23 protein-coding genes are annotated in these 25,066 nt (G+C 71.4%); 18 read left to right on the top strand and 5 right to left on the bottom strand.

Annotated features, from left to right (window positions below; translation table 11 throughout):
* Positions 1-12: 12 nt before the first annotated feature.
* From IG02_RS43695 to IG02_RS0126390, 15 genes are all read left to right on the top strand, one after another.
* Complete coding sequence (locus IG02_RS43695) at positions 13-261, top strand: hypothetical protein (protein ID WP_030753097.1); 249 nt, start codon at positions 13-15, stop codon at positions 259-261.
* A 125-nt stretch (positions 262-386) separates the two neighbouring features.
* Positions 387-815: a Rieske (2Fe-2S) protein gene (locus IG02_RS0126325; protein WP_030753100.1), complete on the top strand. Its 429-nt coding sequence runs from the start codon at positions 387-389 to the stop codon at positions 813-815.
* A 70-nt stretch (positions 816-885) separates the two neighbouring features.
* Complete coding sequence (uvrC, locus tag IG02_RS0126330) at positions 886-3,003, top strand: excinuclease ABC subunit UvrC (protein ID WP_030753103.1); 2,118 nt, start codon at positions 886-888, stop codon at positions 3,001-3,003.
* Positions 2,996-3,946, top strand: coding sequence for an RNase adapter RapZ (gene rapZ / locus IG02_RS0126335; protein ID WP_030753106.1), 951 nt, complete (start codon positions 2,996-2,998; stop codon positions 3,944-3,946). Before uvrC ends, rapZ begins: the two co-directional genes overlap by 8 nt.
* Positions 3,943-4,983 carry a gluconeogenesis factor YvcK family protein gene (locus tag IG02_RS0126340; protein ID WP_030753110.1) on the top strand — a complete coding sequence of 347 codons (1,041 nt, stop codon included), beginning with the start codon at positions 3,943-3,945 and terminating at the stop codon, positions 4,981-4,983. Before rapZ ends, IG02_RS0126340 begins: the two co-directional genes overlap by 4 nt.
* Positions 4,974-5,963 (top strand): DNA-binding protein WhiA, encoded by a 990-nt coding sequence (gene whiA, locus IG02_RS0126345; protein WP_030753113.1) that lies wholly within the window; start codon positions 4,974-4,976, stop codon positions 5,961-5,963. The genes IG02_RS0126340 and whiA overlap by 10 nt, the downstream gene beginning before the upstream one ends.
* A 314-nt stretch (positions 5,964-6,277) precedes the next feature.
* Complete coding sequence (gap, locus tag IG02_RS0126350) at positions 6,278-7,282, top strand: type I glyceraldehyde-3-phosphate dehydrogenase (RefSeq protein WP_030753115.1); 1,005 nt, start codon at positions 6,278-6,280, stop codon at positions 7,280-7,282.
* A 111-nt stretch (positions 7,283-7,393) separates the two neighbouring features.
* On the top strand, positions 7,394-8,605 hold the full coding sequence (locus IG02_RS0126355) for a phosphoglycerate kinase (protein ID WP_030753117.1): 1,212 nt from the start codon (positions 7,394-7,396) through the stop codon (positions 8,603-8,605).
* Between the two features lie 7 nt (positions 8,606-8,612).
* Complete coding sequence (tpiA, locus tag IG02_RS0126360; protein WP_030753120.1) at positions 8,613-9,389, top strand: triose-phosphate isomerase; 777 nt, start codon at positions 8,613-8,615, stop codon at positions 9,387-9,389.
* A 229-nt stretch (positions 9,390-9,618) separates the two neighbouring features.
* Entirely contained in the window at positions 9,619-9,849 is a 231-nt protein-coding gene (gene secG / locus IG02_RS0126365) for a preprotein translocase subunit SecG (RefSeq protein ID WP_030753123.1), read from the top strand.
* 172 nt (positions 9,850-10,021) lie between these two features.
* Complete coding sequence (locus IG02_RS0126370; RefSeq protein ID WP_078854845.1) at positions 10,022-10,357, top strand: RNA polymerase-binding protein RbpA; 336 nt, start codon at positions 10,022-10,024, stop codon at positions 10,355-10,357.
* 249 nt (positions 10,358-10,606) lie between these two features.
* On the top strand, positions 10,607-12,259 hold the full coding sequence (gene pgi, locus IG02_RS0126375; RefSeq protein WP_030753128.1) for a glucose-6-phosphate isomerase: 1,653 nt from the start codon (positions 10,607-10,609) through the stop codon (positions 12,257-12,259).
* 4 nt (positions 12,260-12,263) lie between these two features.
* Entirely contained in the window at positions 12,264-12,761 is a 498-nt protein-coding gene (locus IG02_RS0126380; protein ID WP_030753130.1) for a PH domain-containing protein, read from the top strand.
* The gene (locus tag IG02_RS0126385) at positions 12,758-14,356 is read left to right on the top strand and encodes a PH domain-containing protein (protein WP_078854846.1); all 1,599 of its coding nucleotides are present in this window, start codon (positions 12,758-12,760) and stop codon (positions 14,354-14,356) included. The genes IG02_RS0126380 and IG02_RS0126385 overlap by 4 nt, the downstream gene beginning before the upstream one ends.
* A 7-nt stretch (positions 14,357-14,363) precedes the next feature.
* A complete protein-coding gene (locus tag IG02_RS0126390) occupies positions 14,364-15,203 on the top strand; it encodes a poly-gamma-glutamate hydrolase family protein (RefSeq protein ID WP_030753134.1) in 840 nt (279 codons plus the stop codon).
* 112 nt (positions 15,204-15,315) lie between these two features.
* On the opposite strand, the gene pgl is transcribed toward IG02_RS0126390, so the two are convergent.
* From pgl to tkt, 5 genes are read right to left on the bottom strand one after another with little or no spacing between them, the layout of a single operon-like run.
* Positions 15,316-16,098, bottom strand: a complete 783-nt coding sequence (gene pgl, locus IG02_RS0126395; RefSeq protein ID WP_030753137.1) for a 6-phosphogluconolactonase — start codon at positions 16,096-16,098, stop codon at positions 15,316-15,318.
* Complete coding sequence (gene opcA, locus IG02_RS0126400) at positions 16,095-17,132, bottom strand: glucose-6-phosphate dehydrogenase assembly protein OpcA (RefSeq protein ID WP_030753138.1); 1,038 nt, start codon at positions 17,130-17,132, stop codon at positions 16,095-16,097. Before opcA ends, pgl begins: the two co-directional genes overlap by 4 nt.
* On the bottom strand, positions 17,129-18,661 hold the full coding sequence (gene zwf / locus IG02_RS0126405) for a glucose-6-phosphate dehydrogenase (RefSeq protein ID WP_030753140.1): 1,533 nt from the start codon (positions 18,659-18,661) through the stop codon (positions 17,129-17,131). Before zwf ends, opcA begins: the two co-directional genes overlap by 4 nt.
* 4 nt (positions 18,662-18,665) lie before the next feature.
* Positions 18,666-19,784, bottom strand: coding sequence for a transaldolase (tal, locus tag IG02_RS0126410; protein WP_030753143.1), 1,119 nt, complete (start codon positions 19,782-19,784; stop codon positions 18,666-18,668).
* 34 nt (positions 19,785-19,818) lie between these two features.
* Positions 19,819-21,909: a transketolase gene (tkt, locus tag IG02_RS0126415; protein ID WP_030753146.1), complete on the bottom strand. Its 2,091-nt coding sequence runs from the start codon at positions 21,907-21,909 to the stop codon at positions 19,819-19,821.
* Positions 21,910-22,261: 352 nt separating this feature from the next.
* Here tkt and IG02_RS0126420 point away from each other — a divergent pair, with 352 nt between their 5' ends.
* The 3 genes from IG02_RS0126420 (at position 22,262) to IG02_RS0126430 (ending at position 25,037) form a co-directional block, all read left to right on the top strand.
* On the top strand, positions 22,262-23,209 hold the full coding sequence (locus tag IG02_RS0126420) for a heme o synthase (RefSeq protein ID WP_030753150.1): 948 nt from the start codon (positions 22,262-22,264) through the stop codon (positions 23,207-23,209).
* 87 nt (positions 23,210-23,296) lie between these two features.
* Positions 23,297-23,707 (top strand): hypothetical protein, encoded by a 411-nt coding sequence (locus IG02_RS0126425; RefSeq protein WP_030753153.1) that lies wholly within the window; start codon positions 23,297-23,299, stop codon positions 23,705-23,707.
* 157 nt (positions 23,708-23,864) lie between these two features.
* Positions 23,865-25,037, top strand: coding sequence for an amidohydrolase family protein (locus tag IG02_RS0126430; RefSeq protein WP_030753156.1), 1,173 nt, complete (start codon positions 23,865-23,867; stop codon positions 25,035-25,037).
* The last annotated feature ends 29 nt before the right edge of the window (positions 25,038-25,066 follow it).

Below are 25,066 nucleotides of genomic sequence, written 5' to 3' on the forward strand. Positions count from 1 at the left end.
CACGATGCCGGGATGGACGACGAGACGGCGGTGCCCGCCGACGACGGGACCCGGCTCTGGACCAGGCGCGGGGGAACGGACGGGCCGGGCGAGCCCGTCCTCCCGAGGTGGGAGCGGGACATCCGGCCCCGGCGGGCGGTCGACTCCCTGGAGCGCGTACGTCACCGGGTACGCCGGACGATGCTCGCCGGGGCCGGTCACCTGCCCTGGACCGAAGACCCGGAGGGCTTCCGGTCGGCGGTCGGCGCCTTCCTCGCCTGAGAACCCTTCGTTCACGAGCCCCTCGCCCCGGGGGACCGGCCGTCGGGCACCGGAACGGCCCCGGTATCGTCGCGAATGTCACCGGCGCCGCGTCACGCCGACCGCTCCGACCTGTGGAGACACCCATGCCCGGCCCTTCCGCCCCGCGCCGTACCGTGCTGAAGGGGGCCGCGCTCGCCGGTACGGCGGGGCTGGCGGCGGCCGCCTGCTCCACCGAGTCCAAGCTCGGCCACGCCGAGACCCCCACGCCCACCACGCCGGTCGACCTCGGAGCGGCCGACGCGGTGCCGGTCGGGGGCGCCAAGCTCTACCGGGAAGAGCGCCTGGTCGTGAGCTGCCCGGCCGAGGGCGAGTACAAGGCGTTCAGCGCGCAGTGCACCCACGCCGGCTGCCTGCTGGAGAAGCTGGAAGGGACCGTGGGCGACTGCCCGTGCCACGGCAGCAAGTTCGACGTCACCACCGGCAAGGCGCTGCGCGGCCCGGCGACCGTACCGCTGCCCGCGGTGCCGGTCACCGCGGAGGGCGGCAAGCTCATCGCGGGGCCCCGGGGCTGACGGAGCCCGGGGCCGGGCGGGCCGGTCCCGTACGGCCGGACTGTCGGTCCCCGCAAGTAGGGTGGACCACATGGCCGACCCCTCCAGTTACCGCCCCAAGCCGGGACAGATCCCCGACTCGCCGGGGGTCTACAAGTTCCGCGACGACCACCGCCGGGTGATCTACGTAGGAAAGGCGAAGAGCCTCCGCCAGCGGCTCGCCAACTACTTCCAGGACCTGGCGGGTCTGCACCCGCGCACGCGATCCATGGTCACCACGGCGGCCTCCGTCGAATGGACCGTGGTCTCCACCGAGGTCGAGGCGCTCCAGCTGGAGTATTCCTGGATCAAGGAGTTCGACCCCCGCTTCAACGTCAAGTACCGCGACGACAAGAGCTATCCCTCCCTCGCGGTCACGCTGAACGAGGAGTTCCCCCGGGTCCAGGTCATGCGCGGCGCGAAGAAGAAGGGCGTGCGCTACTTCGGGCCGTACGCCCACGCCTGGGCCATCCGCGAGACGGTCGACCTGATGCTCCGTGTGTTTCCCGTACGGACCTGCTCCGCCGGGGTGTTCAAGAACGCGGAGCGGACCGGGCGCCCCTGCCTCCTCGGTTACATCGGCAAGTGCTCGGCCCCCTGCGTCGGCCGTGTCACGCCCGAGGAACACCGCGAACTCGCCGAGGAGTTCTGCGACTTCATGGCCGGCCGCACCGGCGCCTACATCCGCCGGCTGGAGAAGCGGATGACCGAGGCGGCCGAGGACATGGAGTACGAGCGGGCCGCCAGGCTGCGCGACGACATAGGCGCGCTGCGCCGCGCGATGGAGAAGAACGCGGTCGTGCTGGCCGACGCCACCGACGCCGACCTGATCGCCGTCGCCGAGGACGAGCTGGAAGCGGCCGTCCAGATCTTCCACGTGCGCGGCGGCCGGGTGCGCGGACAGCGCGGCTGGGTCACCGACAAGGTCGAGGCGGTCGAGACCTCGGGCCTGGTCGAGCACGCGCTCCAGCAGCTGTACGGGGAGGAGAGCGGCGACGCCGTTCCCAAGGAGGTCCTCGTCCCGGCCCTGCCGGAGGAGACGGACGCGGTCGCCCAGTGGCTGAGCGACCGCCGGGGCTCCCAGGTCTCGCTGCGGATCCCGCAGCGCGGTGACAAGAAGGACCTGATGGAGACCGTCGGGCGCAATGCGCGGCAGGCGCTCGTCCTGCACAAGACCAAGCGCGCCAGCGACCTCACCACCCGCTCCCGGGCACTGGAGGAGATCGCGGAGGCGCTGGGTCTGGACAGCGCCCCACTGCGGATCGAGTGCTTCGACATCTCGCACCTCCAGGGGCAGGACGTCGTCGCCTCGATGGTGGTCTTCGAGGACGGCCTCTCCCGTAAGAGTGAATACCGCCGCTTCCAGATCAAGACCTTCGAGGGGCAGGACGACGTCCGCTCGATGCACGAGGTGATCAGCCGGCGGTTCAGGCGCTATCTCCAGGAGAAGGAGCGGACCGGGGAGTGGACCGAGGCCCAGGGCGGCCCCGAGTCGGCCGGGGCCGAGGCCGGCGCCGGGGGCGGGACCGACCCCACAGGGCAGCCTCCCGGGGCCGCCGGGAGCGCGGATCACCCCGCCGCCGGAGCCGCGCCCGCCGGGCCGGAGGCGCCCGGCGAACCGGTCTCGCCGCTCGATGACGACGGCCGCCCCAAGCGCTTCGCCTATCCACCCCAGCTGGTCGTCGTCGACGGCGGGCAACCGCAGGTCGCCGCCGCCCGGCGCGCCCTGGACGAGCTCGGCATCGACGACGTCGCGGTCTGCGGCCTCGCCAAGCGGCTGGAGGAGGTCTGGCTGCCGGAGGAGGACGACCCGGTGGTGCTGCCCCGCTCCAGCGAGGGCCTCTACCTCCTCCAGCGGGTCCGGGACGAGGCGCACCGCTTCGCCATCACGTACCAGCGCGCCAAGCGGGCCAAGCGGGTCAGGACGAGCCCGCTGGACGATGTCACCGGGCTCGGCGAGACCAGGAAACAGGCGCTCATCAAGCATTTCGGCTCGGTCAAGCGGCTGCGGCAGGCGACAATCGACCAGATCTGTGAGGTGCCGGGGGTGGGCCGCAAGACGGCCGAGTCCGTCGCCCTGGCCCTGGCCCGGGCCGCCCCGGCGGCGCCCGCCGTGAACACGGCGACAGGAGAGATCATGGAAGACGACGGGGGAACGACGCATGACTGAGCACGACCGGGACGGAGCAGGGCACGTGAGTACGGGTACGGGTTCGGGCACCACGAAGGAGGCCGGCGAGTCCGTCGAGGCGGCCATCCCCGAGCTGGTGATCATCTCCGGAATGTCGGGCGCCGGCCGCAGCACTGCGGCCAAATGCCTGGAAGACCTCGGCTGGTTCGTCGTGGACAACCTGCCGCCCGCGCTGATCCCCACCATGGTGGAGCTCGGCGCCCGCTCGCAGGGCAACGTGGCACGCATCGCCGTGGTGGTCGACGTCCGAGGCAGACGGTTCTTCGACAACCTCCGGGAGTCCCTCGCCGACCTGGACGCGAAGGAGGTCACCCGGCGGATCGTCTTCCTGGAGTCCTCCGACGAGGCCCTGGTCCGCCGCTTCGAGTCCGTACGCCGCCCGCACCCGCTCCAGGGGGACGGCCGGATCGTCGACGGCATCGAGGCCGAGCGCGACCTGCTGCGGGAGCTGCGCGGCGACGCCGACCTGGTGATCGACACCTCCAGCCTGAACGTCCACGAGCTGCGCGCCAAGATGGACGCGCAGTTCGCGGGCGACGAGAAGCCGGAGCTGCGCGCCACGGTCATGTCCTTCGGCTACAAGTACGGCCTGCCGGTCGACGCCGACCTGGTCGTCGACTGCCGCTTCCTGCCCAACCCGCACTGGGTCCCCGAGCTGCGTCCCTTCACCGGACTCAACGAGGAGGTGGCCGGTTACGTCTTCAACCAGCCGGGCGCCAAGGAGTTCCTCGACCGCTACACCGAACTCCTCCAGCTGATCGCCGCCGGCTACCGCCGGGAGGGCAAGCGCTACGTGACCGTCGCCGTGGGCTGTACGGGCGGCAAACACCGTTCGGTCGCCATGTCCGAGAAGCTCGCCGCGCGCCTCGCCACCGAAGGCATCGAGACCGTGGTCGTGCACCGGGACATGGGGCGCGAGTGACCGGACGCACTTTCCGTATGCGCCGTGTGCGCCGGGGCGTGCCCGCGGTGTCCGCGCGGGGCCGCGGCCGCGGCGCCCAGCCCAAGGTCGTCGCCCTCGGCGGCGGCATGGGCCTGTCCGCGTCCCTGGCCGCGCTGCGCCGGATCACCGGTGACCTGACCGCCGTGGTCACGGTCGCCGACGACGGCGGCTCCAGCGGCCGGCTCCGGGAGGAGCTCGGCGTGCTGCCGCCCGGCGATCTGCGCAAGGCCCTGGCGGCACTCTGCGGTGACGACGACTGGGGCCAGACCTGGGCGCGGGTGATCCAGCACCGTTTCCAGTCCCAGGGCGAGCTGCACGAGCACGCGGTCGGCAATCTGCTGATCGTCGCGCTCTGGGAGCAGCTCGGGGACCATGTCCAGGCCCTCGACCTGGTCGGCAGGCTCCTCGGCGCGCACGGCCGGGTGCTGCCGATGTCCGCCGTGCCCCTGGAGCTCCAGGCGCTGGTCCGGGGGCGCGACCCCGGGCGCCCGGACGAGGTGGAGACGGTCCGCGGCCAGGCGACCGTCGCCCTCACGCCCGGGGAGGTGCAGTCGGTGCACCTCGTGCCGCACGACCCGCCGGCCGTGCCCGAGGCGGTCGAGGCGGTCATGGACGCCGACTGGGTGGTGCTCGGCCCCGGTTCCTGGTTCTCGTCGGTGATCCCGCACCTGCTGGTGCCCGAGCTGCTCGAAGCGCTGGTGGAGACCAAGGCGCGCCGGGTCCTGTCGCTGAACCTCGCGCCGCAGCCCGGCGAAACCAGTGGCTTCTCACCGCAGCGTCATTTGGAGGTTTTGGGGCGACACGCCCCTAAACTCGCCCTGGACGTGGTGCTGGCCGATCTGGCCGCCGTGCCCGACCGCGAGTCCCTCGCCGATGCCGCCGAACGGTTCGGTGCCGCGGTCGAGCTGGCGCCGGTGGCAGCGCCCGACGGCTCCCCGGTCCACGATCCGGAGCTGTTGGCAGCCGCGTACGACCGTATTTTCCGGATGCATGGAAGGATCGGCCCATGGCGATGACGCCAGCGGTGAAGGACGAGATCGCCCGGCTCCCCGTCACCCGGACGTGTTGCAGGAAGGCGGAGGTCTCGGCGATTCTTCGGTTCGCGGGCGGGCTGCACCTGGTCAGCGGCCGCATCGTGATCGAGGCCGAGCTGGACACCAGCATCGCCGCGCGCCGGCTCCGCAAGGACATTCTGGAGATCTTCGGGCACAACTCCGAGCTGGTCGTGATGGCCCCGGGCGGACTGCGGCGCGGTAGCCGTTACGTCGTACGGGTGATCACCGGCGGTGACCAGCTGGCCCGGCAGACCGGTCTGGTCGACGGCCGGGGCCGGCCCATCCGGGGGCTGCCGCCGCAGGTCGTCTCCGGCGCCACCTGCGACGCCGAGGCGGCCTGGCGCGGCGCGTTCCTGTCGCACGGCTCGCTGACGGAACCCGGTCGTTCCTCGTCGCTGGAGGTCACCTGCCCTGGTCCCGAGGCCGCGCTGGCGCTGGTGGGCGCGGCCCGCAGACTCCAGATCGCCGCCAAGGCCCGGGAGGTACGGGGCGTGGACCGCGTGGTCGTCAGGGACGGGGACGCGATCGGGGCACTGCTGACCCGGCTGGGCGCGCACGACTCGGTCCTGGCCTGGGAGGAGCGGCGGATGCGCCGCGAGGTGCGGGCCACCGCCAACCGCCTCGCCAACTTCGACGACGCGAATCTGCGCCGCTCGGCCCGGGCGGCGGTGGCGGCGGGGGCCCGCGTGCAGCGCGCGCTGGAGATCCTCGGCGAGGAGGTGCCGGAGCACCTCGCCGCGGCGGGCCGGCTGCGCATGGAGCACAAGCAGGCGTCGCTGGAGGAACTGGGCGCGCTCGCCGACCCGCCGCTCACCAAGGACGCGGTCGCGGGCCGGATCCGCCGGCTGCTGGCCATGGCCGACAAGAGGGCGCAGGACCTGGGCATTCCGGGGACGGAGTCCAACCTCACCGAGGAACTGGCCGACGGCCTCGTCGGCTGAGCCGGCAGGGCCGGCCGACCGGCGGTCCGCAAACCCGTTGACAGCGGTGGCCCCGAGGCTCCGTCCCGGCACTCCGCCCGGCGGCGCCCGGCTGCCCCGCGCGACGCCGGAGCGCGGCCTGCCACCGGGCGGGTACGAACGCCGCGGCGACGGTCCGGACAGCCGTCGTCATCGGGTCGGCGCGGCCGTCGATGCGGAGGGCCGCTCGATGTCACCCGGCGGCCGGTGGAGATGTAGGGTCGTAACCGGTCGGGGACATCCCAATACAACTCGCCGGCGTCGAAACCCGGCGTACCTAACGAGGAGATCGGTTCGTGACGATCCGCGTAGGCATCAACGGCTTTGGCCGCATCGGTCGTAACTACTTCCGCGCGCTGCTGGAGCAGGGTGCTGACATCGAGATCGTGGCTGTCAACGACCTGGGTGACACCGCGACCACCGCCCATCTGCTGAAGTACGACACCATCCTGGGGCGCCTCAAGGCCGACGTGTCGCACACCGCCGACACGATCACGGTCGACGGCCACACGATCAAGGTGCTGTCCGAGCGCGACCCGGCCGACATCCCCTGGGGGGAGCTGGGCGTCGACATCGTCGTCGAGTCGACCGGTATCTTCACCAAGAAGGCCGACGCCGAGAAGCACATCGCCGGTGGCGCCAAGAAGGTCCTCATCTCGGCTCCGGCCAAGGACGAGGACATCACCATCGTGATGGGCGTCAACCAGGACAAGTACGACGCGGACAGCCACCACGTCATCTCGAACGCGTCCTGCACCACCAACTGTGTGGCGCCGATGGCCAAGGTCCTTCTGGAGAACTTCGGTATCGCCAAGGGCCTGATGACGACGGTCCACGCGTACACCAACGACCAGCGCATCCTGGACTTCCCGCACAAGGACCTGCGCCGCGCCCGCGCCGCCGCCGAGAACATCATCCCGACCACCACCGGTGCCGCGAAGGCCACCGCCCTGGTGATCCCGGAGCTGGCGGGCAAGCTCGACGGCATCGCGATGCGCGTCCCGGTCCCCACCGGCTCGGTCACCGACCTGGTCGTCGAGCTGGAGCGCGAGGTCACCAAGGACGAGGTCAACACCGCGTTCCAGAAGGCCGCGGAGAACCAGCTCAAGGGCATCCTGGACTACACCGAGGACCAGATCGTCTCCTCGGACATCGTCAACTGGCCCGCCTCCTGCACGTTCGACTCCTCCCTGACCATGGTTCAGGGCAAGAGCGTGAAGATCGTCGGCTGGTACGACAACGAGTGGGGCTACTCCAACCGTCTGGTCGACCTCACCGTCTTCGTCGGTGGCCGGCTCTGAGACCGGGGCCGGTAGGCAACTCGACATGAGGGACAGGGCTCGGCCGGCGCACATGCGGCGCGGTTCGAGCCCTGTTCGCCTGTCCAGACTTCCCAAGGAGCCCAGCAGCAGATGAAGACGATCGACGAACTTCTCGCCGAAGGGGTCGCCGGCAAACGCGTGTTCGTCCGCGCCGACCTCAACGTGCCGCTCGACGGCACGACCATCACCGACGACGGCCGGATCCGCGCCGTCCAGCCGACGATCGCCCGGCTCGCCGAGGCCGGCGCCCGCGTGATCGTCGCCTCCCACCTGGGCCGCCCCAAGGGCGCCCCGGACCCCGCCTTCTCCCTGGCGCCCGCCGCCGCCCGGCTCGGTGAACTCCTGGGCGCCGAGGTGGCGTTCGCGACCGACACCGTGGGCGACTCCGCCCGGGCCGTCGTCTCCGAGCTGGCCGACGGACAGGTCGCCGTCGTCGAGAACCTCCGCTTCAACGCGGGCGAGACCTCGAAGGACGACGCGGAGCGCGGGGCGTTCGCGGACCAGCTCGCGGAGCTCGCCGATCTGTACGTGGGCGACGGCTTCGGCGCCGTCCACCGCAAGCACGCCTCGGTCTTCGACCTGCCGGCCCGCCTGCCGCACGCCGCGGGCGGTCTGATCGCCACCGAGGTCGGCGTCCTCAGGAAGCTCACGGACGACGTCCGGCGGCCGTACGCGGTGGTGCTCGGCGGCGCCAAGGTCTCCGACAAGCTCGGAGTCATCGACCACCTGCTGGGCAAGGCCGACCGCATCCTGATCGGCGGCGGCATGGCGTACACCTTCCTGAAGGCGAAGGGGTACGAGATCGGCACCTCGCTGCTCCAGGAGGACCAGATCCCGGCCGTCCAGGAGTATCTGAAGCGGGCCGAGGAGACCGGTGTGGAGTTCGTGCTCCCGGTCGACGTGAGCGTCGCCGAGGAGTTCCCGGACCTCAAGACCAAGGCTCCCGCCGAGTCCGCGGTGGTCGCCGCCGACGCCATCCCGGCCGGACGGATGGGGCTGGACATCGGCCCCGAGACCGGCCGCCTGTACGCCTCGAAGCTCGCCGACGCGCGGACCGTGTTCTGGAACGGTCCGATGGGCGTCTTCGAGCACCCCGACTACGCCGAGGGCACCAGGGCCGTCGCCCAGGCGCTCGTCGACTCCACGGGCTTCTCGGTCGTCGGCGGCGGCGACTCCGCCGCCGCCGTCCGCACCCTGGGCTTCGACGAGAAGGCATTCGGCCATATTTCGACCGGTGGTGGCGCGAGCCTCGAATACCTCGAGGGCAAGACGCTTCCCGGGCTCGCCGCACTGGAGGACTGACCCACCCATGAGTACGCGTACCCCGCTGATGGCGGGCAACTGGAAGATGAACCTCAACCACCTCGAGGCCATCGCGCACGTCCAGAAGCTCGCCTTCGCCCTGGCGGACAAGGACTACGACGCCGTCGAGGTCGCCGTCCTGACCCCGTTCACCGACCTGCGGTCCGTGCAGACCCTGGTCGACGGCGACAAACTCAAGATCAAGTACGGCGCCCAGGACATCTCGGCGCAGGACTCCGGCGCCTACACCGGCGAGATCTCGGGCCCCATGCTGGCCAAGCTGAAGTGCGCCTACGTGGCCGTCGGCCACTCCGAGCGGCGGCAGTACCACGCCGAGACGGACGAGCTGTGCAACGCGAAGGTGAAGGCCGCCTTCCGGCACGGCCTGACCCCGATCCTGTGCGTCGGCGAGGGGCTGGACGTCCGCAAGGCCGGTGAGCAGGTCCCGTACACCCTGGGCCAGCTCGACGGCGGGCTGAAGGACGTGCCCGCCGAGCAGGCCGAGTCCATCGTGATCGCCTATGAGCCGGTGTGGGCCATCGGCACCGGCGAGGTCGCCACCCCGGAGGACGCGCAGGAGGTCTGCGGGGCCATTCGCGGACGGCTGGCGGAGCTGTACTCGCAGGAGCTGGCCGACAAGGTCCGCATCCAGTACGGCGGCTCGGTCAAGTCCGGGAACGTCGCCGCGATCATGGCGCAGCCCGACGTGGACGGCGCCCTCGTGGGCGGTGCGGCGCTGGACGCCGACGAGTTCGTCAAGATCGTGCGCTTCCGCGACCAGTGAGTATGCGGTAGCACGGATCCGTCGTACCCTGGCGGGGGCCGCGTGGGCACCGTCCGGCGAGCCGGGCCTCGATGGCCGGGCCGGCCGGGAGGTGGCGGCGGCCCCCGTTGTCCGTACTCGTCGTCGACACCCGTCTCGTCGGTACCCGTCGGTGCTTGTCGTATGTCCCTATCCGTCCTGTCGGTCCTGTCGGTGCTGGCAGTCCGAGGAAGTTGGTCCAGCCGTGGTTATGGGGTTCTCGATCGCCCTCATCGTCTTCAGCCTGCTGCTGATGCTGCTGGTGCTGATGCACAAGGGGAAGGGCGGCGGCCTCTCCGACATGTTCGGTGGCGGAATGCAGTCGTCCGTCGGTGGTTCGTCGGTCGCCGAGCGTAACCTTGACCGCATCACCGTGGTGGTCGGCCTGCTGTGGTTCGCGTGCATCGTCGTGCTCGGTCTGCTGCTGAAGCTGGACAGCTGAGCGCCCGTACGCTACGGCACTGCGGGGGCGGCCTATCATGGGGTTCCGCACCGGGCCGAAGGGGGTAACTCCCTTCACTGGAAGCGCGTTGGGCCTTACGTAGACTTGAGCGCCCGGCAGCGGAGCTGCCTACTCGATGCTTTGCGGCACCATCACGCAGGGAGTTACGACCGTGGCAAGTGGCAACGCGATCCGGGGAAGCCGGGTCGGAGCGGGGCCGATGGGTGAGGCCGAGCGGGGCGAGTCAGCGCCCCGCCTGCGCATCTCCTTCTGGTGCTCGAACGGGCACGAGACGGTGCCGAGCTTCGCCAGTGACGCACAGGTTCCGGAGACGTGGGACTGCCCGCGCTGCGGATTCCCGGCCGGTCAGGACCGGGACAACCCGCCCGACCCGCCGCGAACGGAGCCGTACAAGACACATCTCGCCTATGTGCGCGAGCGTCGCAGTGACGCGGACGGCGAGGCCATCCTCGCCGAGGCACTCGCCAAACTCCGTGGCGAACTGTAGACAACGTTTCCGGCCGGACATCTGACAGGTGTCCGGCCGTACCGTTTCCTCCCCGCCTCCGAGGGTGTCCCCACTGCCCCCGGCGGCGCTCCCCGTCTCTCGCCTCGCGACCGCGGGTCCGGCGTTGTCAGTGCCGCCCCGTACGGTCTCCAGGAGACCTGGGCGGCCGTCGCCTCCCCGGCACCCCTGATCAATTAGGTTGGTCGGGCAGCAGGGCACGCACGCAGGTACGAGAAAGAAGATGGCGAGATGAACGCGACACGCCGTACCAGGCTTCATCGGACGCCCGAGTGGAGCGCGCTCGGTGAACACCGTGAGCAGCTGGGTGACACACCCCTCCGGGAGCTGTTCGCCGCCGACCCCGGGCGCGGCACCGACTACACCCTCCAGGTCGGGGACCTCTACCTGGACTACTCCAAGCACCTGGTCACGGACCGGACGCTGACGCTGCTGCGCGAACTGGCCGCGGCCACCGACGTGTTCGGCCTGCGGGACGCCATGTTCCGCGGCGAGAGGATCAACACCACCGAGGACCGCGCCGTGCTGCACACGGCGCTGCGGGCGGCGCGGGACACGGTCGTCGAGGTGGACGGGGAGAACGTCGTGCCGCGGGTGCACGCCGTGCTCGACAAGATGAGCGCCTTCGCCGACCGGATCAGGTCCGGTGAGTGGGCGGGCCACACCGGCAAGCGCATCCGCACGGTGGTCAACATCGGCATCGGCGGCTCCGACCTCGGCCCGGCGATGGCCTATGAGGTGCTGCGGTCCTTCACCGACCGCGACCTCGCGGTGCGCTTCGTCTCCAACGTCGACGGCGCCGACCTGCACGAGGCGGTCCGGGACCTGGACCCGGCCGAGACGCTGTTCATCGTGGCCTCCAAGACGTTCACCACGATCGAGACGATCACCAACGCGACCTCCGCCCGTAACTGGCTGCTGACCGGCCTGGGGGCCGGCCAGGAGGCGGTCGCCCGGCATTTCGTGGCGCTGTCCACGAACAGCGAGAAGGTCGCGGAGTTCGGCATCGACCCTGCGAACATGTTCGAGTTCTGGGACTGGGTCGGCGGCCGCTATTCGTTCGACTCGGCGATCGGGCTGTCGCTGATGATCGCGATCGGCCCCGGCCGGTTCCGGGAGATGCTGGACGGCTTCCGCCTCGTCGACGAGCACTTCCGCACCGCGCCGCCGGAGGAGAACGCGCCGCTGCTGCTCGGCCTGCTGGGGATCTGGTACGGGAGCTTCTTCGACGCCCAGACGCACGCGGTCCTGCCTTACAGCCACTACCTGTCCAAGTTCACCGCGTACCTGCAGCAGTTGGACATGGAGTCCAACGGCAAGTCCGTCGAGCGGGACGGCAGCCCCGTGGCATGGCAGACCGGCCCCGTCGTGTGGGGAACGCCGGGGACCAACGGACAGCACGCCTACTACCAGCTCGTCCACCAGGGCACCAAGGTGATCCCGGCCGACTTCATCGGCTTCGCGCGGCCGGTGGCCGACCTGCCGCCCGGGCTCGTCGCGCAGCACGACCTGTTGATGGCCAACTTCTTCGCGCAGACCCAGGCACTGGCCTTCGGCAAGACACCGGACGAGGTGCGCGCGGAGGGCGTCGCGGAGGAGCTGGTGCCGCACAAGACCTTCCGGGGCAACCACCCGACGACCACGATCCTCGCCTCGGAGCTCACCCCGTCCGTGCTGGGGCAGCTGATCGCGCTGTACGAGCACAAGGTGTTCGTCCAGGGCGCGGTGTGGAACATCGACTCCTTCGACCAGTGGGGGGTCGAACTGGGCAAGGTCCTCGCCAAGGAGGTCGAACCGGTCCTCACCGGCGACTCCGCGGGCGACGGGCTCGACAGCTCGACCGCGGCGCTCGTCAGCACCTATCGAAAGATCCGAGGACGCTGAACCGATGTCCCAGGGGGAATGGCGGCTCCGGCCGCCGCGTAACACGCTGGACCGGCGAGCCATCGCCTGGTGGCGCACCCAGTGGCTGCTGTGGGCCGCGGGGCCGGTGTTCACCCTCGGCCTGCTGGGGGCGCTCATCGCCCCCGCCAGATTCTGGTTGCTGGGCCCCGCCGCCCTGCTGGCCGTGCTGGGGCTGACCTGCGCCGCCCTGATACCCCGGTGGTGGTACGCGGTCCACCGATGGGAGGTGACGGACGAGGCGGTCTACGTCCGCACCGGCTTCTTCCGCCAGGAGTGGCGGATCGCGCCGATGTCCCGGATACAGACCGTGGACACCGTGCGCGGTCCGCTGGAGCAGATGTTCAAGCTCTCCTCGGTCACCGTCACGACCGCCTCGGCCAAGGGCGCGGTGCGGATGAAGGGACTTCCGCACGAACAGGCGTCCCAACTGGCCGAGCAGCTGACCCGGATCACCCAGGCCACCCCGGGGGACGCCACATGAGCGAGCCCGCACCCCCCTCCGCCGAGTCCACCGCCGAGGTGCCGGAGAGCGGACCGGACAAAGGCGCGTACGGAGCGCCCGAGGAGGGGTGGCGAAGCCTGGACCGGCGCACCCTGCTGGTCACTGCGGTCGTCACGGCGGGGGTCGTTCTCGGCGCCGGAGTACCGACGGCGGTCGGCATGGCGGGCGGCGGCATGCCGCTCGGCGAGGTGCTCGCCTGGCTGCTGGCCGGAGCCGGCCTGGTGATCGGCGCCGGCACGGGCGGCGACTACGTCCGCTGGCGCCGGACGCGCTACCGCGTCGGACCCGAGCGGGCCGAGCTGCACACAGGCCTGTTCCTGCTCAAGCGCCGGTCCCTGGCCCGTGAGCGGATCCGCAGCGTGGACCTGACCGCCAACGTGCTGCTGAGGATCCTCGGACTGGTCAAGGTCCGCATAGGCACCGGCGAACAGACCGGCGGGGAGTCCACGCTGGAACTCGACCCGGTCACCCGGGCCGAGGGCGAAAGGCTCCGCCGGGAGCTGCTGGCCCGCGCGACCGAGGAGGCCGGGGCGTACGGAGAGGGGGCCCTGGCCGCGTTCGACCGGAAGTGGATCCGGTACGCGCCGCTCTCGTTCCTCGCTCCGGTGCTGGGCGCGTCGGCGGTCGGCGGAGTGCTGCAGGTCAGCGAGTGGTTCGGCGCGCAGAGTCGGCTGTTCGACTGGCTGGGGGACTTCTTCCGTGCCACCACGGTGCTCGGGGGCAGCCTGATACTGCTGGCAGGCATGGGGCTCGCGGGGGCCGTGGGCGCGCTCGGCCTCTGGGTCGAGATGTGGTGGAACTACCGGCTGGAGCGCGAGGCCGGCGGCACCCTGCGCGTCCGTCGCGGGCTGCTGACCTCCCGCTCCGTCTCCATCGAGGAGCGCCGCCTGCGGGGTGTCGAAGTGGTCGAGCCGCTCGGCGTCCGCATGGTCGGCGCCGCCCGGGTCGACGCGGTCGCCACCGGCCTCGCCCACGAGGACGAGGACGAGCGGACGGAGGCCAAGGCGCTGCTGCCCGCCGCGCCCCGGACACTGGCGGACACGGTCGCGGCCCGGGTGCTGCGCGAGCCGGTCTCCCCGACGCGCGGCGCCACCCTGATACCGCACCCGCGCGCCGCGCGGGGCCGGCGGCTGCGCTGGGCCCTCGGGTACGCGCTGGCGCCGGTGGCGGTCCTGACGGTGCTCGGCCTGCTGCTGACCGATGTCCTGCTGTACGTCGCGGCGGCCGGTGCCGTGGTTCTGCTGCCGGTCGCTGTCCTGCTCGCCCTCGACGCGTACCGCAATCTGGGCCATGGCCTCAGCGGCCGGTACCTGGTGACGCGCTCGGGCACGCTGGCCCGGACGACGGTCGCCCTCCAGCGCGGCGGTGTGATCGGCTGGCGGGTGAGGCAGTCCGTCTTCCAGCGCCGCGCGGGCCTGTTGACGCTGACGGCGACGACGGCGGCGGGTTCGGGCGGGTACAGCGTGCACGACGCGGCGGAAGGCGAGGGCCTCGCCTTCGCGGAGTCGGCGGTGCCGGGCCTGCTGGCGCCCTTTCTGGTCCGGTCTGGTACCCGGTCCCGTCCGTATGGTTGATTGCCGTATGACAACCACACGCCGTCGTACCGTGCTCACCGCTCTCGCCACCGCCGCGGTGAGCGGATCCCTGCTCGGGCCGGGCGCCGCGCCCGCTCTCGCGGCCGACGACCTCTACGCCTCCAACACGGACCTCTACACCAAGCTCGCCGGCCGGGAGGGCACCGACTTCGGCCGGCGGTACAAGCGGCACGAGAGGACGGACAACAGCACGAGCACGGTCGCCCCGTTCCACCGCACGACCATCATGGCCCTGCACGGCGGCGGGATAGAACCGGGCACCTCGGAGCTGTGCCTGGGCATCGCCGGTTACCACCCGGCGACGTTCGAGGTCACCCCGGCGGGCGGCCCGGTCCACGACTACTGGATGTTCGAGGGCCTGCTCTCCAGCGACAACGGCTCGATGCACGTCACGTCGTCCCACTGCGACGACCGGGTCGCCCTCTCGATGGCGGGCGGCAGCCTCAACGTGCTGAGCCTGCACGGGTGCACGGCGGCCCAGGCCGGCGTCGCCGGGTCCAGACCCGAGGCCGTCGTCGTGGGCGGCCGTAACGAGGAGTTCAAGTCCCGGCTGATCGCGGCGTTCCAGGACGCGGGGTTCCAGACGGTCGACGGGGCCCGGATCAGTGCTCTCGCGGGGGTGGATCCCCAGAACATCGCCAATCGGACGGTCCTGGGACAGGGCGGTCAGCTGGAGATCACGACGGAACTGCGCAGGAGCATGTTCGGGACGTTCACCCGGCTGGGACGGCCCGGCTCGACCAACGAGGTCTTCGACCGGTTCGTGGCCGCGGCCCGCACGGCCGTCGCACGGCTGGAGACGAGCGCCTCCCAGACCATCCTCTGACGGTCCGGTCCGGCCGTCCGAACCCGGAGCGCGGCCCCCGGCCGACGACGCGAAGGACCGGTCCGCCCCGGCTACGGGAGCGAACCGGGCCTTCGCCCGGCCGGGGCCTTGGTCAGGCGGAGGCCGGGGGGTAGAGGTCACGGGGCAGCGCCGAGGCGGCCGCCGCGTCCAGCAGCCACAGCGTGCGCGCACGCCCCTGGGCCCCCGCGGCCGGGGCCTGGATCTCGCCCGCGCCCGACAGCGCCATCTCCGCCGCCTTGGCCTTGTCCTCGCCCGCCGCCAGCAGCCAGACCTCGTGCGCCGCGCGGATCGCGGGAAGCGTCAACGAGATGCGCAGCGGCGGCGGTTTCGGCGCGCCGTGCACGGCCACCACCGTGCGTTCGGTCTCCCGCACGCCGGGCAGCTCCGGGAAGAGCGAGGCGACATGGGTGTCGGGCCCGACCCCCAGCATCAGCACGTCGAAGGACGGCACCGGGGCATGGTCCTCCGGCCGCGCGGCGGCGGCCAGCTCCGCGGCGTACGCGGCGGCGGCCGCCTCCACGTCGCTGCCGTACGGCCCGTCGGAGGCGGCCATCGCGTGCACCCGCGCCGGATCCAGTGGTACGGAGTCGAGCAGCGCCTGCCGCGCCTGGGTGACATTCCGCTCCGGATCGCCCTCCGGCAGGAACCGCTCGTCGCCCCACCACAGGTCGAGCCGCGACCAGTCCACGGCGTCCCGGGCGGGCGCCGCGGCCAGCGCGGCCAGCACCCCGTTGCCGTTGCGCCCGCCCGTCAGCACCACCGAGGCGCTGCCGCGGGCGGCCTGGGCGTCCACGATCTTCGTGATCAGCCGGGCCGCCGCGGCCTGCGCCATCAGCTCCTTGTCACGGTGGACGACCAGTTGCGGAGTGCTCACTTCGACTCCGCCTTCTTGGCGACCGTGGCCGGGGTGGGCCGCTCGGCCGCCGCCTCGGACGTGCCGTTCGCTCCGGCGGACACCCCCGCGGCCGCCTTCGTCGGCGACCCGCTGCCCAGCCGGTGCACCCCGAACCGCAGCGCCGACGCGTAGATGTCGTCCGGGTCGAGCCGGCGCAGCTCCTCGGCGATCAGCTCGGCCGTCTCCCGCCGCTTGAGCGCCACCCCCCGGTCCGGCTGCCCCTCGACGGAGAGCGTCGCCAGCGAGCCGTCCGCGCGGTCCAGCTCGATCGGGCCGCAGGTGGTCTCCATCCGTACGGCCGTCAGCCCGGGGCCGGCCGAGACCGCGCGCTTGACCGGCACGCTCAGCCGGTCCGCGAGCCACATGGCGAGCAGCTCACAGCTCGGGTTGAACTCCTCGCCCTCGACCTCGACCGAGGTCACCGCGCAGTCCACCTGGTCCAGGGCCGCCGCGAGCATCGAGCGCCACGGCGTGATCCGGGTCCAGGCCAGGTCCGTGTCGCCCGGGGTGTAGACCTCGGCGCGGGCCGTCAGCTCCTCGACCGGGTGCTCGGCCGCGTACGTGTCCGTCACCCGGCGCTGTGCCAGCTTGCCCAGCGCGTCCCTGGCCGGGTCGGTCGGCGCGTTCACCGGCCACCACACCACCACCGGGGCGTCCGGCAGCAGCAGCGGGAGCACCACGGACTGGGCGTGGTCCACGATGTCCCCGTACAGGCGCAGGACGACCGTCTCGCCGGTGCCCGCGTCCGTGCCGACCCGCACCTCGGCGTCGAGCCGGGCCTGGGCGCGGTCCCGCGGCGAGCGCGAGACCCGCTTGACGACCACGAGCTTCCTCGACGGGTGCTCGCGGGAGGCGTCGTCGGCCGCCTTGAGCGCGTCGTAGGCGTTCTCCTCGTCGGTGACGATGACCAGGGTCAGGACCATGCCGACGGCGGGCGTCCCGATCGTCCTGCGGCCCTGCACCAACGCCTTGTTGATCTTGCTGGACGTGGTGTCCGTAAGGTCGATCTTCATGGCCGGCGCCAGCTCCGTCCGTCTCGTGCGAGCATCTCGTCCGCCTCGGCCGGGCCCCAGGTCCCGGCCTCGTACTGGGCGGGCCTGCCGTTCTTCTCCCAGAACTCCTCGATCGGGTCGAGGATCTTCCAGGACAGCTCGACCTCCTCCACGCGAGGGAAGAGGTTCGAGTCGCCGAGCAGGACATCGAGGATGAGCCGCTCGTACGCCTCGGGGCTGGACTCCGTGAAGGACTCGCCGTAGGCGAAGTCCATCGACACGTCCCGCACCTCCATGGAGGTGCCGGGCACCTTGGAGCCGAACCGCAGGGTCACGCCCTCGTCCGGCTGGACCCGGATGACCAGGGCGTTCTGCCCCAGCTCCTCGGTCGCCGTGTGATCGAAGGGGGAGTGCGGCGCGCGCTGGAAGACGACCGCGATCTCGGTGACACGCCGGCCGAGCCGCTTGCCGGTACGGAGGTAGAACGGGACGCCCGCCCAGCGGCGGTTGTCGATCTGCAGCTTCACCGCCGCGTAGGTGTCGGTCTTCGACTTGGCGTCGATGCCGTCTTCCTCGAGGTAGCCGACGGCCTTCTCGCCGCCCTGCCAGCCCGCCGCGTACTGCGCGCGGACCGTCCCCTCGGCGAGGTCCTTGGGCAGCTTCACCGCGCCCAGCACCTTGGTCTTCTCCGCGGCCAGCGCGTCGGCGTCGAAGGAGGCGGGCTCCTCCATGGCGGTCAGCGCGAGCAACTGGAGGAGGTGGTTCTGGATGACGTCACGGGCGGCGCCGATCCCGTCGTAGTAGCCGGCGCGCCCGCCGATCCCGATGTCCTCGGCCATCGTGATCTGGACGTGGTCCACGTAGGACCGGTTCCAGATCGGCTCGAAGAGCGTGTTGGCGAAGCGCAGCGCCAGGATGTTCTGGACGGTCTCCTTGCCCAGGTAGTGGTCGATCCGGAAGACCTGGTCCGGGGCGAAGACCTCGTGCACGATCGCGTTGAGCTGCTCGGCCGACTTCAGGTCGTGGCCGAAGGGCTTCTCGATGACCGCGCGCCGCCAGGAGCCGTCGTGCTGGTCCGCCAGCCCGTGCTTCTTGAGCTGTTGCACGACCTCGGGGAAGAACTTCGGCGGAACGGAGAGGTAGAACGCGAAGTTGCCGCCCGTGCCCTGTGACTTGTCCAGGTCCTCGATCGTCGCGCGCAGGTTCTCGAAGGCCTGGTCGTCGCCGAAGTCGCCCTGGACGAAGCGCATCCCCTGGATGAGCTGCTGCCAGACCTCCTCACGGAAGGGGGTCCTGGCGTGTTCCTTGACGGCGTCGTGGACCTCCTGCGCGAAGTCCTCGTCCTGCCACTCGCGACGGGCGAAGCCGACGAGGGAGAAGCCCGGCGGCAGCAGACCGCGGTTGGCGAGGTCATAGACGGCGGGCATCAGCTTTTTCCGGGACAAATCGCCCGTGACGCCAAAGATGACCAGGCCCGACGGCCCCGCGATACGCGGGAGCCGTCGGTCCGCGGCGTCACGGAGCGGGTTCGCTCCGTGGGTTGCGGTCAAGGTTTCAGCCCTCCGAAGGGGCGAGGCGCTTGAGCTCCGCCTCGGTCGACTTGAGCAGGTCGGTCCAGGACGCCTCGAACTTCTCGACGCCCTCGTCCTCCAGCAGCTGGACGACGTCGTCGTACGAGATCCCGAGCTTCGCGATCGCCTCGAGGTCGGCGCGCGCCTGGTCGTACGTGCCGCGCACGGTGTCACCGGTGATGGTGCCGTGGTCGGCGGTGGCCTCCAGGGTGGCCTCCGGCATCGTGTTGACCGTGTTGGAGGCGACCAGTTCGTCGACGTACAGGGTGTCCTTGTACGCCGGGTCCTTCACGCCGGTCGAGGCCCACAGCGGGCGCTGCTTGTTGGCCTGGGCCTTGTCCAGGGCCGCCCAGCGCTCCGTGGAGAAGACCTCCTCGTACGCCTCGTAGGCCAGCCGCGCGTTGGCGAGGGCCGCCTTGCCGCGGGCCTCCTTGGCCTCCGGGGTGCCCAGCGCGTCGAGACGCTTGTCGATCTCGGTGTCCACCCGCGAGACGAAGAAGGACGCCACGGAGTGGATCTTCGACAGGTCCAGCCCGGCGGCCTTGGCCTTCTCCAGGCCCGCCAGGTAGGCGTCCATGACCTCGCGGTAGCGCTCCAGGGAGAAGATCAGCGTGACGTTGACGCTGATGCCCCGGCCGATGGTCTCGGTGATCGCCGGCAGGCCGGCCCTGGTCGCCGGGATCTTGATGAGCGTGTTCGGCCGGTCCACCAGCCAGGCCAGCTGCTTGGCCTCGGCGACGGTGGCGCGCGTGTTGTGGGCGAGACGCGGGTCGACCTCGATGGACACCCGGCCGTCCTGGCCCTGCGTGGCGTCGAAGACCGGACGCAGGATGTCGGCGGCGTCCCGGACGTCCGCCGTGGTGATCATGCGGACGGCCTCCTCGACGGTCACCCGGCGGGCGGCGAGGTCGGTGAGCTGGGTCTCGTAGCCGTCGCCCTGGGAGATCGCCTTCTGGAAGATCGACGGGTTCGTCGTGACACCCACCACGTGCTGCTGGTCGATCAGCTCGGCGAGGTTGCCGGAGTTGATCCGCGTACGCGACAGGTCGTCGAGCCAGATCGCGACGCCTTCGTCGGAAAGGCGCTTGAGTGCGTCTGTCATGAGAGTTGCATCTCCTACTGTTCGTATAGAAGCGTCAGCGCGCCACGGCCGCGAGAGATTCCCGGGCCGCCGAGGCGACCGCGTCGGCCGTGAAGCCGAACTCGCGGAAGAGGACCTTGGCATCGGCGGAGGCGCCGAAGTGCTCCAGCGAGACGATCCGGCCGGCATCGCCCACGAAACGGTGCCAGCTCAGCCCGATACCCGCCTCGACCGCCACGCGCGCCTTCACGGACGGCGGCAGCACCGCGTCCCGGTACTCCTGATCCTGCTCCTCGAACCACTCGACGGACGGCATCGAGACGACCCGGGCGGCGACGCCCTCGGCCTGGAGCTTCTCGCGCGCCTCGACGGCGAGCTGCACCTCGGAGCCGGTGCCGATCAGGACGACCTGCGGCGTCACGCTCCGCCCGTCGGCGTCCTCGGCCTCGAAGAGGACGTAACCGCCGCGCGCGGCGTCCGGGTTGGCGTCGTACGTGGGCAGGCCCTGGCGGCTCAGGGCCAGGCCGTGCGGCGCGCCCTTGTCGTGCCGGCGCAGGATCTCCGCCCAGGCGGTCACCGTCTCGTTGGCGTCCGCCGGACGTACCACGTTCAGCCCCGGGATGGCGCGCAGCGCGGCCAGGTGCTCCACCGGCTGGTGGGTGGGGCCGTCCTCGCCGAGGCCGATGGAGTCGTGCGTCCACACGTACGTCACGGGCACGCGCATCAGCGCGGCCAGCCGGACGGCCGGGCGCATGTAGTCCGAGAACACCAGGAACGTGCCGCCGTAGACACGGGTGTTGCCGTGCAGGGCGATGCCGTTCATCGTCGAGCCCATGGCGTGCTCGCGGATGCCGAAGTGGACCGTGCGGCCGTAAGGATCGGCCTCCGGCAGCGGGTTGCCCCGCGGCAGGAACGACGACGTCTTGTCGATCGTGGTGTTGTTGGAGCCCGCGAGGTCGGCGGAGCCGCCCCACAGCTCGGGGATGATCCCGCCGAGCGCCTGGAGCACCTTGCCGGAGGCGGCGCGGGTGGCCACGGCCTTGCCGGTCTCGAAGACGGGAAGGTGCTCCTCCCAGCCGACCGGCAGCTCGCCGGCGCGGACCCGGTCGAAGGTGGCCGCGCGCTCCGGGTTGGCCGTACGCCACGCGGCGAACGCCTTCTCCCACTCGCCGCGCGTCTCACGGCCGCGGTCGATCGCCCGCCGGGTGTGGGCGAGGACCTCGTCGCCGACCTCGAAGGACTTCTCGGGATCGAAGCCGAGGACCCGCTTGGTGGCGGCGACCTCGTCGGCGCCGAGCGCGGAGCCGTGCGAGGCCTCCGTGTTCTGCGCGTTCGGCGCCGGCCAGGCGATGATCGACCGGGCCGCGATGAAGGAGGGCCGCTCGGTCTCGGCCTGCGCCGCCTTGAGTGCCCGGTACAGGCCGGCCGGGTCGAGGTCGCCGTTCGGCAGCTGCGCCACGCGCTGGACGTGCCAGCCGTACGACTCGTACCGCTTGATCGTGTCCTCCGAGACGGCGGTCTCGGTGTCACCCTCGATCGAGATGTGGTTGTCGTCCCACAGCAGGACCAGGTTGCCGAGCTTCTGGTGCCCGGCGAGGGAGGACGCCTCGGCCGCGACGCCCTCCTGGAGGCACCCGTCACCGGCGATCACCCAGACGGTGTGGTCGAACGGCGAGGTGCCGGCGGCCGCCTCCGGGTCGTACAGGCCGCGCTCGTAGCGGGCGGCCATGGCCATGCCCACCGCGTTCGCCACGCCCTGGCCCAGCGGGCCGGTCGTGGTCTCGACGCCCGTGGTGTGGCCGTACTCCGGGTGGCCCGGGGTCTTCGAACCCCAGGTCCTGAACGCCTCCAGGTCGCTCAGCTCCAGGCCGTAGCCGGCCAGGTAGAGCTGGATGTACTGGGTCAGGGAGGAGTGGCCGGCGGACAGGACGAACCGGTCACGGCCGGTCCACTGCGCGTCGGCGGGGTCGTGCCGCATGAGCTTCTGGTACAGCACATACGCGGCGGGGGCAAGGCTCATGGCGGTACCGGGATGGCCGTTGCCGACCTTCTGCACGGCATCGGCGGCCAGGACGCGGACGGTATCGACGGCCCGCTGGTCCAGCTCGGTCCACTCAAAGTCTGTGGTGGTCGGCTTCGTGCTCACCCTGGGTCAGGGCTCCTCTCCACATGTTTTCCATGTCGGTGACGCATGTCGCACCGGTTCGCTGCCGAGCCTACCCGCAGCCATGTCTTCGGCCGGAGTACGTCTGAAGTGCCGTTCAACCGCGTTACCAGGGTGCCGCGCGGGCGTGGACTTCTCCTCCCGGCAAGGTGTACGGGCCGTGTCCCGGAAGCGTTCAAGGCAGTGCCGCGGCGGCCGTTGAACGCCTCTCCGGTCGGCGGGACCCCCACGCGGATCGCCGTCTGGGCAACGTCTAGAGTGGCGTGGTAAGCGCGAGTCTTTATAGGGCTTTCACGCACGGGCTCGCTTGGGATTTTCTCTGTCAGGGGTGTACGTGACGGCCGTCGAGTCCCGACCCGCAGGGGTCGTCCTGACTCCGAACTCGGGGGGCCAGCGGCCGTTCGGGGCCCGCCTCAAAGCGTTCGTGGCGCTGACCAAGCCGCGCATCATCGAATTGCTGCTGATCACCACGGTGCCGGTGATGTTCCTGGCCGAAGGGGGCGTCCCGGACCTCTGGCTGGTGCTCGTCACCTGCGTCGGCGGTTATCTCTCCGCCGGCGGGGCGAGCGCGCTGAACATGTACATCGACCGGGACATCGACGCGCTGATGGAGCGCACCGCGCAGCGTCCTCTGGTCACCGGCATGGTCTCGCCGCGCGAGGGGCTGGTCTTCGGTCTGTCGCTCGCCGTGATCTCCACCGTGTGGTTCGGCTTTCTGGTCAACTGGCTGTCCGCGGCCCTTTCTCTCGGCGCGCTCCTTCTTTATGTCGTCGGTTACACGATGATTCTCAAGCGGCGCACCGCGCAGAACATCGTGTGGGGCGGCATCGCGGGCTGTATGCCCGTACTGATCGGCTGGTCCTCGGTCACGAATTCGATGTCCTGGGCCGCCGTCATCCTCTTTCTCGTCATGTTCTTCTGGACGCCGCCGCACTACTGGCCGCTGTCGATGCGGGTGCAGGACGATTACGCGCGGGCCGGTGTGCCGATGCTGCCGGTCGTCGCGGGCAACCTGGTGGTCGCCCGGCAGATCGTCCTCTACAGCTGGGTGATGGTCGGCGTCTCGCTGCTGCTGACGCCGCTGGGCTACACCGGCTGGTTCTACACGGCGGTCGCGCTGCTGGCCGGCGGCCTGTGGCTCTGGGAGGCGCACGGCCTGCACTCCCGCGCCAAGGCCGGCGTCGTCGGCGGCAAGCTCAAGGAGATGCGGCTGTTCCACTGGTCGATCACCTATGTGTCGCTGCTCTTCGTGGCGGTGGCGGTGGATCCGTTCCTGCGGTAGACGCCCCCTTCCTCGGACGGGCCGGACCGTGGTCAAGACCACGGTCCGGCCCGTCTTCGTCTCTCTACCCGTGGGTAGCATCCTGGTATGGCCACAACCCAGCAGGATGATCAGAGCGACGAGAACGGCACCGAGGATCCGAAGGCCGCGCGCGAGGCGCGGGAGGCGGAGCGCGCGGCGGCCCGCCGCGCGACACGTGACGAGCGCCGGGCCGCCCGGCTCGCCAAGCGGATCAGCACCTTCGCCCGGCGCCACGGCGGTGCCGAAGGGCACCTCGCGTACCTCGGACAGGCCGGCACCCGCATCGTGCTCGTGGGCGAGGACGGCGCCTGGGGCGACCTGGTCGCCCCCACGCACGCCGTCGCGCGCGGCGCGGCGACACGAGCCGGGCTCACGCTGCACGACTCGTTCGACGGAGAGTTCGCGGCGAAGGTGCGCACGGGAGCGTACGAGTGGGGCCGGATGGCGGGCATCCAGCTCGGCGGCGGTACGGGCTGACGCCGGACCCGGCGCGGCCGGTCCGGCGTGCACCGACGGCCCTGGTCCGGGGGCGGTCGAACGCCGTCCGCCGCAGGCCGAAAGGCGCCACCGGTGGGGAACTCACCCGTTAGGACTGTAGGAGCAGCGAGCCGTACGGTCCACGACGGGAACCTCGATGATCGATACAGCGTCCCTGGTGGACCAGTACTGCCACGGCGTCCTCCGTACGGAACTGGGGCTCGGCACCTTCGAGGACCGGCTGCGCCGCGAGGCGCTCGGCGCCACGGCGCAGCCCGGGACCACGGGGCCGCCCGCTGTCGGCACCAGCTTCTTCGACACCCAGACCGGTTTCGCGGTACGGCGCTGGTGCCCGCCGCTGCTGGGCCTGGAGCCGCACTGCCCGCCCGCGCGCTACCTCGCCCGCCGCCGCGAACTGGGGGCGTCGGCGACCGCCGGGCTGCTGCTGCGGTCCACGGGAATCTCCACCTATCTGGTGGACACGGCGGGGGCCGCGGCACCCCTCGGGCCGGACCCGGCCGCTCCGGACCACGCCGGGCCGGGGGAGATGGCGGCCATGGCGGGCGCCGACGCCCGGGAGATCGTCCGCCTCGAACCACTCGCCGTACGGGCTGCCGACACCGCGGTCTGCGTCGGCGGCTTTCTGGCCGGGTGCGCGGCGGCCGTCCACACCGCGGGAACGTCGGCCGTCGGCTTCAGCGCCGGGGCCGGCGCGGTGCTCAGCGCCGCCCTGGACCCCGAACCGCCGGGGCCCGGAGAGGTACGGGGCGCCGCCGGGCGCTGGCTGGCAGGGCGGCGGGCGGGTGATCCGCTCACCGATCCCGTTCTGCTGCGCCACCTGCTGTGGACGGCGGTCACCGCCCGACTGCCGCTGCAACTGCACACCGGGGCCCTGGGCGGACCGGCGCCGGGCGAGGGCGGCGGCCCCCTGGCACTGACCGGTTTCGCGACGGCCACGGCCGGTCTGGGCGTCGCGCTCGTCCTGCTCGGCACCCCGCCGTACCACCGGCACGCCGCCCAGATGACGGCGCTCTTCCCCCATGTGTACGCGGACCTCGGACCCGGCCTCGCGCGGACGGGCGCGAGGGCCGCGGCGGTGCTCGCGGAGGTCCTGGAACTCGCGCCCTTCGGAAAGCTGCTCTTCTCCAGTGGTGCGCGGGGGCTGCCCGAGCTGCATGTGGTGGCGGCGCGGGTGTTCAGGGAGGCGGTGGCGCGGGTGCTCGGCGGCTGGGTCGCGGAAGGCGCCTGGTCGGCGAGGGACGCCCGGCGCGTCGCCGGAATGATCGCGGCGGACAACGCCCGGCGCCTCTACGGGCTGCCGGGCGGCTGACCGTACGCGCACACGGGCCGCCGCGCGCC

Source organism: Streptomyces sp. NRRL F-5135 (assembly GCF_000719775.1).
GTDB lineage: Bacteria > Actinomycetota > Actinomycetes > Streptomycetales > Streptomycetaceae > Streptomyces > Streptomyces hebeiensis.